The sequence below is a fragment of the Caulobacter sp. AVps16 genome (assembly GCF_058681455.1).
The window spans coordinates 3400001-3411685 of sequence record NZ_CM178739.1; the positions used below are offsets into that span (position 1 = coordinate 3400001).

An 11685-nucleotide genomic window follows, 5' to 3' on the forward strand; every position below is an offset into this window, starting at 1 on the left:
CGGACCAGTATGTCGCCTTCGCCACTGGTGTTCTTCCGAATATCTACGAATTTCACCTCTACACTCGGAGTTCCACATACCTCTTCCGTACTCAAGATAGCCAGTATCAAAGGCAATTCCAAGGTTGAGCCCTGGGCTTTCACCTCTGACTAAACTATCCGCCTACGCTCCCTTTACGCCCAGTAATTCCGAGCAACGCTAGCCCCCTTCGTATTACCGCGGCTGCTGGCACGAAGTTAGCCGGGGCTTCTTCTCCGGGTACCGTCATTATCGTCCCCGGTGAAAGAATTTTACAATCCTAAGACCTTCATCATTCACGCGGCATGGCTGCGTCAGGCTTTCGCCCATTGCGCAAGATTCCCCACTGCTGCCTCCCGTAGGAGTTTGGGCCGTGTCTCAGTCCCAATGTGGCTGATCATCCTCTCAGACCAGCTAAGGATCGTAGCCTTGGTGAGCCTTTACCCCACCAACTAGCTAATCCTACGCGGGCCGCTCTAATGGCGATAAATCTTTCCCCCGAAGGGCTTATCCGGTATTAGCTCAAGTTTCCCTGAGTTGTTCCGAACCAAAAGGCACGTTCCCACGTGTTACTCACCCGTCCGCCACTAATCCCGAAGGATCCGTTCGACTTGCATGTGTTAGGCCTGCCGCCAGCGTTCGCTCTGAGCCAGGATCAAACTCTCAGGTTGAGTTGACCGCTAACACAGACTTCAATTCCAAGGGGAAAACCGAGGAATTGGTTCTGGTTTGCATAGTATCTTGACGAGTTCCCAATCACATCGATGGATTGAAGATCGAAACCTTCAGTCCATGATATTCATGGTGTCTTCAAGAGACCGCATTTGTCAGCGTTCGAGATGAACCTTTTCAGTCCATCGCCAGAGCGCCGCCGCCTGCGTTTCTCTTTCCAAATCAACAATGTCAAAGACCCAGAGCCGAAGCTCCCAGAACCGCCTCTCAGCAGCACCACCGCTTAACGCCCGGTGTCGGCGGAGGCGGCTATCTATCCAACCCCGAATTCCGTGTCAAACCGTTTTTTACAAAACGTTTTGAATTTGCTCGGCGTGTCCGGAAAACCGGAACCGTTCGAGCGAACAGCTTCTAAAGAAGCCATTCAAGTCAGTCAACTGATTATTTTGAATAAACTCAAAACACCTGGCTGAAAGACTTAACATCGCGCTTCTGAATTCTTACGAATACTTGGCGGCGATGCCCGGAGCGGCGCTTCTAGAGAAGCGACACCCCAGTGTCAACCGATCCGTTTGCACATTCAGCAAGCCGGCGCACCGGAGGCCAAAGTGCAAAAGACACTCATGGGCCGCCTAGGCTTCCCTCGTGTGTCCATGACCGAGTCGATTGGAGCGCGGAAACTAACGAAGCGGTTCGAACGATGCAAGGCCCCTTTTGGGGACTGCGCCATTCGGCCGCGATGCGGTTCCGAGCGAGGGGCGGATTTAGGCCCGCTCCCCGCCCATGGCAAGCCCTTCGTGACGATATAACGACGCTTTCTGGCCGTCAGGCTTAATGCTGGCTTTCCGGCAAGCGGACGACCAGGCCATCCAGGGCGTCACTCACCTTGATCTGGCAGGACAGGCGGCTGTTGGGTTCGACGTTTTCGGCGAAGTCGAGCATCGACTCTTCCATGGCCGACTTGTCGCCGGTCTTCGCAAGCCAGGCATCATCAACATAGACATGGCAGGTTGCACAGGCGCAGGCCCCGCCGCAGTCGGCGTCGATGCCGGGCACGTTGTTCTTGACCGCGCCCTCCATGACCGTCAGGCCCGGCTTGACATCCAGGACGTGCTCGGAGCCGTCGTGCTCGATATAGGTGATCTTGGCCATGAGGTTTCCTTGGGTTCCCCTGCTGGGCGGCTTCAGGCCGCCACGTCCTTCATTGATATTGCCGGATTGCTGAGCTTTGCCACCGCGATCGGCGTGCGTTTGCCGATCAGCTGCTTGCCCGCCATGAATTCGGGCGGGGCATTGACCGCCTCGACGGCCTGCAGGCAATCGCCCTTAAGATGGAAGACCGCAAACTTCGCCGCTGCGACATCACCCCGGACAATGATCTGGTCCGCGTCAAAGGGCAGGCCGGCGATCTGCAGCTTCAGGTCATACTGGTCGGACCAGAACCAGGGCACTTCCGGTGCGGGGCCAGGGCGCCCGACAATGGCGGCAGCGGCCTGCTTGGCCTGCTCTAGAGCATTGGGCACACTCTCCAGCCGGACCCGGCGATCATAGAGCGGCAGCGGACGATCACTGACATCCCCGATGGCGAAGATTCGCCGATCGATGGTGCGGGCTTCTGCATCGACCACGACTCCATTGGCACAGTCGAGACCGGCCTCGCGGGCCAACTCATCATTCGGGATGGCCCCGACGCCCACCAGGGCCACATCACAGGCCACCACCCGACCATCGGCGAACCGCACCCCGGAGACGTGACCGTCCCGCCCCTCGAAGGCCTCAACAGCGGCCGCCAGTTCGAAGGCGACGCCCCGCGCGGCGTGATAGTCCTGAAAGAAGGTCGACAATATGGGACAGGCGACGCGGGCCAACACCCGGGCCTCGCGCTCAATGATCATGGCATGGCTGCCGAGGGCCCGGGCCGAGGCTGCGACCTCAAGGCCCACATAGCCGCCTCCGACCACGGCCAGGCGCTTGTCCGGACCCAGGGCCGCTTTGAGATCCTCGGCATCGGCGGCCGTGCGCAGAGCCATGACCCCGGCCAGGTCTGCTCCGGGAATCGGCAACTTGCGGGCGCGGGCCCCGGTAGCCAGGATCAGGGCGTCATAGGCACAGGTCTCACCTGACGCCAGATGAACGACCTGAGCGGTCCTATCGATCCGCACAGCCTGGCCACTCAAGCGCAGGGAAACCTGATTTTCCGCGTACCAACTGGCCGGCTTCAGGGCCAGGGAATCGGCCGTGGCCTCACCCTTGAGCCAGGCCTTGGACAGGGGCGGACGCTGATAGGGCAGAAGGGGCTCGTCACCGATCAGAACGATGGGTCCGGTATGGCCGTACTGCCGCAGGAAAGCCGCCGCAGATCCGCCGGCATGACCAGCTCCCACGATGACCACGCGCGCGTTCAGATCGCCCAACTCAGATACGCTCAAGACGCGCCCTCCCTTTCGTCAAAAATGACGGCGGCGTCACCTTTTGGCAAGCGCCTTCAGGGACGAACCGCTGCAGAACGCGTCAGACGACGCGCTCGACCATCATCTTCTTGATTTCGGCGATCGCCTTGGCGGGATTCAGGCCCTTGGGGCAGACCTGGGCGCAGTTCATGATGGTGTGGCAGCGATAGAGCTTGAACGGATCTTCCAGCGCATCGAGACGGTCGCCGGTTGCCTCGTCGCGGCTGTCGATCAGCCAGCGATAGGCATGCAGCAGGGACGCCGGGCCCAGATACTTGTCGCCGTTCCACCAGTAGCTGGGGCATGAGGTCGAGCAGCAGGCGCAAAGGATGCACTCATAGAGACCGTCCAGCTTCAGACGGTCTTCCGGGCTCTGGCGCCATTCAGCCTGGGGCTCGGGGGTATCGGTGTGCAGCCAGGGTTCGACCGAGGCGTACTGGGCGTAGAACAGGGTCAGGTCCGGGATCAGGTCCTTGACCACCGGCGCATGCGGCAAGGGCGCGATCTGCACGGCCTTGCCCGGCACATCCGCCCAGCCGCTGGTACAGGCCAGGGTGTTGCGGCCGCCAATGTTCATCGAACAGGAGCCGCAGACCCCTTCCCGGCACGATCGACGGAAGGCGAGGGTCGGATCGATGGTGTTCTTGATGAAGAGCAGGGCGTCCAGGACCATCGGCCCCACCGCATCCATATCGACATCATAGGTATCCCAACGCGGATTGCCGCCCGCCTCGGGATCGTAACGATAGATCTTGAAGGTCTTGACCTTCGTGGCTCCGGCGGGGGCCGGCCAGTGCTTGCCGGCCTTGACCTGGGAGTTCTTGGGAAGCGCGAGCTCGACCATCGGACCCTCAATAAACCCGTGCTTTAGGCGGGATGTAGGCGATGTCGTCAGACATCGTGTAGCTGTGGACCGGGCGGTAATCGATCTTCACCTTGCCGGTGTCGACGTCGAGCCAGGCCAGGGTGTGCTTCATCCACTCGCCGTCATTGCGATCGCCGAAGTCCTCGCGGGCGTGAGCACCGCGGCTTTCCGTGCGGTTGACCGCGCCGGCTACCGTCACCACGGCCTGGCCGATCAGGTTGTCGAACTCCAGGGTCTCCATCAGGTCGGTGTTCCACACCAGACCACGATCGCTGACCTTGATGTCCTTGGCCTTCTCCCAGACCCCGGCCAGGCGCTGGGCACCGCCGGCCAGAGTTTCGCCGGTACGGAACACAGCGGCGTCTTCCTGCATGGCCTTCTGCATCTCGAGACGCAGAGCAGCTGTGCCCTGGGTTCCGCTGGCGTTGCGATAACGGTCAAAACGGGCCAGGTGGGCGTCGGTATTGGCGTTCTTCAGCTCCGGCTGGGTCGCCAGGGGCTTGAGAATCTCGGCGCAGCGCAGGGCAGCCGCGCGCCCGAACACCACCAGGTCGATCAGCGAATTGGAGCCCAGGCGGTTGGCTCCGTGCACCGAGACGCAGGCGGCCTCGCCCACGGCCATCAGGCCGGGGATCACCTGGTCGGGATTGTCGCCCGCCTTGGTGACGACCTCGCCGTGATAGTTGGTCGGGATGCCGCCCATATTGTAGTGGACGGTCGGCAGCACCGGGATCGGGGCCTTGGTCACGTCGACGCCGGCAAAGACCTTGGCGGTCTCGGAGATGCCGGGCAGGCGTTCGTGCAGGATCTTCGGATCCAGGTGATCCAGATGCAGGAAGATGTGGTCCTTGTTGGGACCCACGCCGCGGCCTTCGCGGATCTCGATGGTCATGGCCCGGCTGACCATGTCGCGCGGAGCCAGGTCCTTCACGGACGGCGCATAGCGCTCCATGAAGCGCTCGCCTTCGGAATTGGTCAGATAGCCGCCTTCGCCGCGGGCACCCTCGGTGATCAGGCAGCCGGCGCCGTAGATGCCGGTCGGGTGGAACTGGACGAATTCCATGTCCTGCAGCGGCAGGCCGGCGCGCAGAGCCATGGCGTTACCGTCACCCGTGCAGGTATGGGCCGAGGTCGCCGAGAAATAGGCGCGGCCGTAACCGCCGGTGGCCAGGATCACCATCTGGGCCTGGAAGCGGTGCAGGGTGCCGTCATCGAGCTTCCAGGCCGTGATGCCACGGCAGACGCCATCTTCCATGATCAGGTCGAGGGCGAAGTACTCGATGAAGAACTCGGTGTCGTGCGCCAGGGACTGGCCGTACATCGTGTGCAGCATGGCGTGACCGGTGCGGTCAGCCGCCGCGCAGGTGCGCTGGATCGGGCCTTCGCCATAGTTCTTGGTCATGCCGCCAAAGGCACGCTGATAGATCTTGCCCTCGGCCGTGCGCGAGAAGGGCACGCCCCAGTGCTCGAGTTCATAAACGGCGGCGGGCGCATTGCGGGTCAGGTACTCGATGGCGTCCTGGTCGCCCAGCCAGTCCGACCCCTTGACGGTGTCGTACATGTGCCAGCGCCAGTCATCCTGACCCATATTGCCCAGCGAGGCCGAGATGCCGCCCTGGGCCGCCACGGTATGGCTGCGGGTCGGGAACACCTTGGTGACGCAGGCGGTCTTCAGACCGGCCTGGGCGCAGCCGAGCGCCGCGCGAAGGCCCGAGCCGCCAGCGCCGACGACGACGACGTCGAACTTGTGGTCGATGAACTTGTAGGCCGACATCAAAAGGCTCCGGTGAGGGCGACCTTCAGGATCGAGAAGATCCCAAGGGCGCCGCTAAGCACGCAGACGAAGAGATTGAGAATGACCAGGGCGCTCTTGGTCGTGAACCGGTGGATATAGTCCTCGATCACGACCTGGACAGCGGCCTGCAGATGGATCAGGGCCGCGATCAGCAGCAGGCCGAGGAGCACCGCGTTCAGCGGTTCGGTGAGCCACAGGGTGGCCCCATCAAAATCACTGGCCGCCAACTCCAGGCCGGCGAAAACGCCCCAGAGGGACAGGGGGATCAGGGCGATGCCCGACACCCGTTCAGTGATGAAATGGCCGACGCCGTGGCGTGCGGCACCCATGCCGCGCGCGCGGGACAGGGGGGTGCGGAAGCGTTCCGATGCTTTCTCGGCCATGATTAGAAGGCTCCCGTGGCGGAGGCGATCACCCAGGTGACAGCCGTGGCGACCACGGCGAAGGCAATAGCGGTTGCGCCTGTCAGATCAGCAGTCTTCGGCGCAAAACCGATACCCGCGTCCCAGAAGGTCTGGCGGATCGCATAGGCGATGTTGAAGAACAGGGCGAAGGTCAGACCCAGCAGGACCAGCCTGCCCAGCAAGCTGCCCATGATCTCGCCATAGAGATCATAGCTTTCCGGTCCCGCGGCCAGGGCAAGCGCGTAAAGCGCGAGCAGGACAGTGCCCGCATAGAGGCCGATCACGCAGCCGCGATGCAGGATGGAGCACGCCATGGTGATATGCCAACGCCACACTTGCAGGTGCGGCGACATCGGGCGCTCGGGCAGCCCCCGGCTCGTGTCGGTCATGATCGGTCCAACCCCAGTAGCCTTTGTGCGTTGCGGGATGCTTTTAAGCGCGGGGACGGGGGTGTCAACGAAGCGGTCCTTGTTGAGAAACGTTCTCAGAGCCATTGCGGGTTTTACGCAGGGAGCTACGCCCCCACTGACCGTAGGGATGCATTCCACCCCCGCCGGCGTAACGCCGCGCGCTCGGCCCCTAGCTCCGGAACACCGTCAGGGCCAGGTGCTGGAGCAGCATGATCGTCTTGGCATCGCGGATGCGGCCGTCGGCGATCATCACCAGGGCCTCGTCGATCGAGCGCTCAAGCACCTCAATGTCTTCGCCCTCATCGGGATGGCCGCCGCCGTCTCCGATCCGCATGGCCGTGTCATATTCGGCGACGAAGAAGTAGAGAATCTCGGTCACCGAGCCGGGGCTCATATAGGCCTGGAAGACCTGGCGGACCGCGCCGAGGCGATAGCCCAGCTCCTCCTCCACCTCGGCCCGGATCCGAACCTCAGGCTCAGCATCGTCCAGCAGGCCGGCAGCCGCCTCGATCAGCAGGTCGTCATAGCCGTTGACGAAGGCCGGATAACGGAACTGCCGCACCAATAGCACCGTCCGGGCGCGCAGATTGTAAGGCAGCAGAACCGCCCCATTGCCCCGATCATAATGTTCGCGGCTTTGGGTCTGCCAGGTCCCGTCTCGCCGCTTCCAGTCAAAGGTCGTGGTCTTCAGGACATACCAGTTGTCCGACAGCAGCTTCGTGTCGCCAATGCGGACCCTGTCCCTGACGCTCATCCCGGCCTCCTCAATCCCGAACCCGGGCGACATAGTCCGCCGAGCGCATTTCCTGCAGGCGCGACACCGTCCTCTCAAACTCGAAGGCCCCGTCGCCAGCTGGATAAAGCGCCTCGGGTTCGGCCTCGGCCAGGGCCACCAGTTTGGCGTCGGCCTCGTACAGGGCGTCGATCAGGGTGTTGAAGCGCTTGGCCGCATCCCGCCGTTCGGGCGTCAGGCGCGGGATGTCTTCCAGGAAGACGGTATGGAACTGCTGGGCCAGGGCCAGATAGTCCTGCGGCCCCAGGGCCTGCTGGCACAGGCTCGCAAATGACGACCGCAACAGTCCGCCGGCGGCGCGGGGCAGGCGGATCCTCCGGCCCAGCACCTCGAGATTGACCCCGGTTTCGGCAGCCCCGTCCAGGAGATCGGTCCACAGCCGCTCGAACTCTGCCTGGCAGGCCTTGTCATTGGGCGACAGCCAGGTGCGGGCAGCCCTGAGCCGGTCCAGCCGGAAATCCACCGGGCCGCGCACGGCCTCAACGTCGAGCGCCGCCTTGAGCATGTCGATAAAGGGCACGAACAGTTGGCGATTCAGGCCGTCCTTGTAGAGGTCGTCCGGCGGCCGGTTGCTGGTGGCGACCAGGGTCACACCCCGTGCAAACAGGGCCTCGAACAGCCGGCCCAGGATCATCGCATCGGCGATGTCGGTGACCTGCAGTTCGTCAAAGCACAACAGTCGGGCCTCACCGGCGATCAGTTCGGCGGTCGGGGCCACCGGATCATCGCCCTTCGACTGGCCGAAACGGGCCTTGCGGGCAGCGGCGTCGCCCTTGCGCCAGGCGTCGATATGGCCATGGACCTCGGCCATGAAGGCGTGGAAATGGATGCGCCGCTTGCGCGTCACCGGGGCGCTTTCGAAGAACAGGTCCATCAGCATGGACTTGCCCCGCCCGACCGGTCCCCAGAGATAGACCCCCCTCTGGCTCTTGGGCTTGCGGCCGAACAGCGAAAAGCCGGGCTCGCCGGCCGAGTCGAGATCAGCCTCCAGACGCGACAGGGCCTCGACGGCCGCAGCCTGGGCCGCATCGGGGCGGATCTCGCCTTGCGCCAGGCGTTCGCGATAGGCGGTACGGAGTGAAGTCGGCATCGGGACTGCGGTTAGCGCGGGCCGGGCCCGGGGAAAAGGGTCTTGTCGGCAGCCAGTTCAAGGCCGTCACCGTCTGCGGCCGGAGTCAGCGGCAAAAAGCTTCCGAGGCCATGACGAAGCTTGGTCCCGATCCCTGCCACAGTTCGCCGAATTCGAACCCGGCATCATCGGTAAAGACCACCAGGATCCGGCCAAGCGCCGGCGCGATGAGATTGCGCACCTGCACCCCGTCGACGGCCCCCCGTCGCTCGACCATCGCCACCTCGCCGGTACAGCCCTTGAGCGGCGCGCTGAAAGACCAGGCTCCCAGGGCCACATAGCCGATCGCCGGATCGCCGGTCCACATCACCGCCGTCGAGGCCGGACTCACCAGGCGTCGGGCCAGCAGCGCCTGGTCAAATCGCACGAGATCCTCCGGTGATCCGAGCAGGGCCCCGGCGGCACCAAAGGTGGCAAGATTGACCGGCGGCACGGACTGGCCATTGGCCCTGGCGATGATCGGTCGCTCCTGGGGCCTGGCCAGGCGCAGGGACGTCAGTTTGAGGGGCTGGGCAATCGCCTCGGCCAGGAGGCGGCCATAGGACTTGCCGGTCGCCGCCTCCAGCACCCCGGCCAGAACCAGGGTGTCGCAGTTGTTGTATTCAAACCGGGTCTCCGGCGGATTCTTGGCCGGGCTGGCGCAAAAGCCCATTGCATCGGCGTTCGACGCAGCCGCCCCGGCATCGCGGCGCAGGTAGAAGGCCGGGATCCCGCCCGTTTCCGGAGTCTCATCCGGGTTGGGCAGGCCACTGGTATGCCGTAGCAACTGGCGGACCGTCACGGCCCCGGTCGCGGCATTGGGAAAAGCCTTCCAGCGCGAGGTGACCGAATCGTCGAGCGAGAGCGCCTTCCGATCGACCTCGATCATGACCAGCGCCGCCGCCACCTGCTTGCTCACCGAGCCCCAGGGCCAGACAGGTGCCGCGCCATAGGCTCCGGCGCGTTCATCCGACAGGATGCGCTCCGTATCCGCCACCAGAACCCGGCCGGTCAGGGCGGGCCCGCCGGACGCTGCCAGAGCCGCCAGCGGCTTCGGTCCTGCCGGCTGGGCCTGGGCCGGTCCAATCCATGCCGTAGCGATGATCGCGCCGAGGGCGAGGGTCAGGCCACGCCTCATGCCCCCAGATCCTTGCGCAGGAAGCGATAGGTCTCGGGGCGCTCGCAGGCACAGGCCTTCATCTGGCCGTCGGGGGTCCACCAGACCATCAGCGGCCAGCCAAAGCTGACGCCGTTGGCCTTCAGCAGCGGGATCAGCTTGTCGACATTGGCCCGGCCGGCCTCGATGACCGCAGTCCGGGCGATGTCGCCGTCGGCCGGTTTGATCCCCGGTGCGGTCCAGGCCTCGACGGGGGTTGCGTCCCAGCGTTCAGCAAGGCTCCAGCTACGGTTGACCCATAGCTCGGCTACCGTGGCGCGTTCGACCGGCGTGGACTTGGTGACGCCATTGCGGTCGGCCGGCGCGATCTCGATCAGGCGCGTATCGACTCCTGCCTTGTGCAGTTTCGGAAACTCCCCGGCCTTGAAGCGTGCACAGTCCGGGCAGTTGCGGAAGCTGACCATGTAGAGCTTCGGGCCCGGCAGTCCCGGCGACACCCAGCCGGACTGCTCGAGGATCTGGGCGATCTCGGCCTGGTGACGGGTGATGGTCTTGGGCTGCCAGCGCAGTTCGAGGTTCCAGTAGGCAAAGGCCCCGAACCCGATCACGGCCAGCACGGCGGCGGCTGCAAGCCAGCGCATGAACGTCTTCATCGGTTCCTCCAGACACCGGTCCAGGCTCACAAGCTCAACCCTCAGGCGCAGCGCGTCAAATGTTCTGACAGGCGGGCCCGGCCAAGGCTAAGCTCGCCCCATGCTCAACGCGTCAGAGCCCCACATCGTCGACACCCTGATCGCCGAGCGCGCGCCGCGCCTGACGGCCTCGCCGCTCTGGCCATGGATCAGGCCCCCTCTATATGGCCTGTTGGGCTATGGCCGGGCCCGCCGGATGGCCGATTCCATCGCCCCCCTAGGCGGCCGCAGCGCGCTGGACCATGTCTCCGACCTGCTGGCCCTCAAGGTCGAGGTCCGGGGGCTGGAGCACCTGCCCGCCACCGGCAGGGTCATAGTCGTCGCCAACCATCCCACGGGGATCGCCGACGGGGTCGCGGTCTATGACGCCCTGAAGGCCGTGCGTCCGGACATCGTCTTCTACGCCAATGCCGACGCCCACCGGGTCTGCTCCAGGTTCGACGAGGTGTTGATTCCGGTCGAGTGGGTCGAGGCCAAGCGGACCCGCGACCGCCTGCGCCTGACCCTGTCCCAGACCCGCGAGGCCATGGAGGCCGAACGGGCCCTGATGATCTTCCCGGCCGGGCGACTGGCCGTGAAGGACGCTACAGGTCGGCTGAGCGATCCGCCCTGGGCGGCCTCGGCGGTGTCCATCGCCCGCAAACATGCTGCGCCGATCCTGCCGGTGCATGTGGCGGGCCCGTGGTCGACCCTGTTCCACCTGTTCGACCGCTATTCGCGGGAACTGCGCGACATCACCCTGTTCCACGAACTGCTCAACAAGCAGGGGCGCCCGTTCAGCCTCACCGTGGGCCGCCCGATCGATCCGAACGACCTGCCGACCGACTCGACGGCAGCCACGGTCCTCCTGAAGCGCTATGTGGAAGAGGATCTGCAACCGCACCCCGAGAGTTTGCCGACGTGACCCCCCGAGTCCTCCCTGACGAGGCTGCCACCCAGGCCCTGGGCATGGCCCTGGCCCGCATCCTGAAGGCCGGTGACGCCCTGTGCCTGACCGGTCCGCTGGGGGCTGGCAAGTCGACCCTGGCCCGGGCCCTGATCCGCGCCCTGACCACGCCGGACGAGGAGGTGCCCAGCCCGACCTTCACCCTGGTGCAGTTCTACGAGACGGCCGATTTCCCCCTGGCCCATTTCGACCTTTACCGCCTGAGCGATCCGGACGAGGCCTATGAGATCGGCCTCGACGAGGCGCTCGACAGCGGGGTTGCCCTGATTGAATGGCCCCAGAGGCTGGAAGGGCGTTTGCCCCTCAACCGGCTCGATATAGACATCGCCCTCGACGGCGACGCGCGACGCGTCACCCTCACCCGGCACGGCGGATTTGAAGGACGTACCCTTGAGTTCTGAGCGCGAGACGGCCA

The 11685-nt window shown here is 64.4% G+C and carries 12 protein-coding genes and 1 rRNA gene (1 of these 13 running past the window's edge); 2 read left to right on the forward strand and 11 right to left on the reverse strand.

What is annotated here, in order from left to right; all coding sequences use genetic code 11:
* The 11 genes from ACW17U_RS16330 to ACW17U_RS16380 form a co-directional block, all read right to left on the reverse strand.
* A 16S ribosomal RNA gene (locus ACW17U_RS16330) occupies positions 1 to 689 on the reverse strand (it extends 795 nt beyond the left edge of the window).
* Positions 690 to 1521: 832 nt separating this feature from the next.
* Positions 1522 to 1842: a 2Fe-2S iron-sulfur cluster-binding protein gene (locus ACW17U_RS16335; RefSeq protein WP_062142831.1), complete on the reverse strand. Its 321-nt coding sequence runs from the start codon at positions 1840 to 1842 to the stop codon at positions 1522 to 1524.
* Between the two features lie 32 nt (positions 1843 to 1874).
* Positions 1875 to 3104 carry an NAD(P)/FAD-dependent oxidoreductase gene (locus ACW17U_RS16340; RefSeq protein WP_492055753.1) on the reverse strand — a complete coding sequence of 410 codons (1230 nt, stop codon included), beginning with the start codon at positions 3102 to 3104 and terminating at the stop codon, positions 1875 to 1877.
* Between the two features lie 97 nt (positions 3105 to 3201).
* Complete coding sequence (locus ACW17U_RS16345) at positions 3202 to 3984, reverse strand: succinate dehydrogenase iron-sulfur subunit (RefSeq protein WP_062142825.1); 783 nt, start codon at positions 3982 to 3984, stop codon at positions 3202 to 3204.
* Positions 3985 to 3991: 7 nt separating this feature from the next.
* Positions 3992 to 5779: a succinate dehydrogenase flavoprotein subunit gene (gene sdhA / locus ACW17U_RS16350; protein WP_062142822.1), complete on the reverse strand. Its 1788-nt coding sequence runs from the start codon at positions 5777 to 5779 to the stop codon at positions 3992 to 3994.
* Positions 5779 to 6183, reverse strand: coding sequence for a succinate dehydrogenase, hydrophobic membrane anchor protein (gene sdhD, locus ACW17U_RS16355; protein WP_062142819.1), 405 nt, complete (start codon positions 6181 to 6183; stop codon positions 5779 to 5781). Before sdhD ends, sdhA begins: the two co-directional genes overlap by 1 nt.
* Before the next feature lie 2 nt (positions 6184 to 6185).
* On the reverse strand, positions 6186 to 6593 hold the full coding sequence (gene sdhC / locus ACW17U_RS16360) for a succinate dehydrogenase, cytochrome b556 subunit (protein ID WP_492053832.1): 408 nt from the start codon (positions 6591 to 6593) through the stop codon (positions 6186 to 6188).
* A gap of 190 nt (positions 6594 to 6783) precedes the next feature.
* Complete coding sequence (locus ACW17U_RS16365) at positions 6784 to 7368, reverse strand: NUDIX hydrolase (RefSeq protein WP_062142814.1); 585 nt, start codon at positions 7366 to 7368, stop codon at positions 6784 to 6786.
* A gap of 10 nt (positions 7369 to 7378) precedes the next feature.
* Positions 7379 to 8497, reverse strand: a complete 1119-nt coding sequence (gene zapE, locus ACW17U_RS16370; protein WP_492053834.1) for a cell division protein ZapE — start codon at positions 8495 to 8497, stop codon at positions 7379 to 7381.
* Positions 8498 to 8582: 85 nt separating this feature from the next.
* Positions 8583 to 9653, reverse strand: coding sequence for a serine hydrolase domain-containing protein (locus ACW17U_RS16375; RefSeq protein WP_062142808.1), 1071 nt, complete (start codon positions 9651 to 9653; stop codon positions 8583 to 8585).
* Positions 9650 to 10285 (reverse strand): hypothetical protein, encoded by a 636-nt coding sequence (locus ACW17U_RS16380; RefSeq protein ID WP_492053837.1) that lies wholly within the window; start codon positions 10283 to 10285, stop codon positions 9650 to 9652. Before ACW17U_RS16380 ends, ACW17U_RS16375 begins: the two co-directional genes overlap by 4 nt.
* 100 nt (positions 10286 to 10385) lie before the next feature.
* On the opposite strand from ACW17U_RS16380, the gene ACW17U_RS16385 reads away from it, so the two are divergent.
* Positions 10386 to 11228 (forward strand): GNAT family N-acetyltransferase, encoded by an 843-nt coding sequence (locus ACW17U_RS16385; protein WP_492053839.1) that lies wholly within the window; start codon positions 10386 to 10388, stop codon positions 11226 to 11228.
* Positions 11229 to 11272: 44 nt separating this feature from the next.
* Positions 11273 to 11671 carry a tRNA (adenosine(37)-N6)-threonylcarbamoyltransferase complex ATPase subunit type 1 TsaE gene (tsaE, locus tag ACW17U_RS16390; protein ID WP_062151078.1) on the forward strand — a complete coding sequence of 133 codons (399 nt, stop codon included), beginning with the start codon at positions 11273 to 11275 and terminating at the stop codon, positions 11669 to 11671.
* Positions 11672 to 11685: the final 14 nt, after the last annotated feature.

What these genes read in the sequence shown, in the direction of transcription:
- ACW17U_RS16335 (WP_062142831.1), bottom strand. Translation starts at nt 1,842, where the DNA reads ATGGCCAAGATCACCTATATCGAGCACGACGGCTCCGAGCACGTCCTG.
- ACW17U_RS16345 (WP_062142825.1), bottom strand. Translation starts at nt 3,984, where the DNA reads ATGGTCGAGCTCGCGCTTCCCAAGAACTCCCAGGTCAAGGCCGGCAAG.
- sdhA (WP_062142822.1), bottom strand. Translation starts at nt 5,779, where the DNA reads ATGTCGGCCTACAAGTTCATCGACCACAAGTTCGACGTCGTCGTCGTC.
- sdhD (WP_062142819.1), bottom strand. Translation starts at nt 6,183, where the DNA reads ATGGCCGAGAAAGCATCGGAACGCTTCCGCACCCCCCTGTCCCGCGCG.
- sdhC (WP_492053832.1), bottom strand. Translation starts at nt 6,593, where the DNA reads ATGACCGACACGAGCCGGGGGCTGCCCGAGCGCCCGATGTCGCCGCAC.
- ACW17U_RS16365 (WP_062142814.1), bottom strand. Translation starts at nt 7,368, where the DNA reads ATGAGCGTCAGGGACAGGGTCCGCATTGGCGACACGAAGCTGCTGTCG.
- zapE (WP_492053834.1), bottom strand. Translation starts at nt 8,497, where the DNA reads ATGCCGACTTCACTCCGTACCGCCTATCGCGAACGCCTGGCGCAAGGC.
- ACW17U_RS16375 (WP_062142808.1), bottom strand. Translation starts at nt 9,653, where the DNA reads ATGAGGCGTGGCCTGACCCTCGCCCTCGGCGCGATCATCGCTACGGCA.
- ACW17U_RS16380 (WP_492053837.1), bottom strand. Translation starts at nt 10,285, where the DNA reads ATGAAGACGTTCATGCGCTGGCTTGCAGCCGCCGCCGTGCTGGCCGTG.
- ACW17U_RS16385 (WP_492053839.1), top strand. Translation starts at nt 10,386, where the DNA reads ATGCTCAACGCGTCAGAGCCCCACATCGTCGACACCCTGATCGCCGAG.
- tsaE (WP_062151078.1), top strand. Translation starts at nt 11,273, where the DNA reads ATGGCCCTGGCCCGCATCCTGAAGGCCGGTGACGCCCTGTGCCTGACC.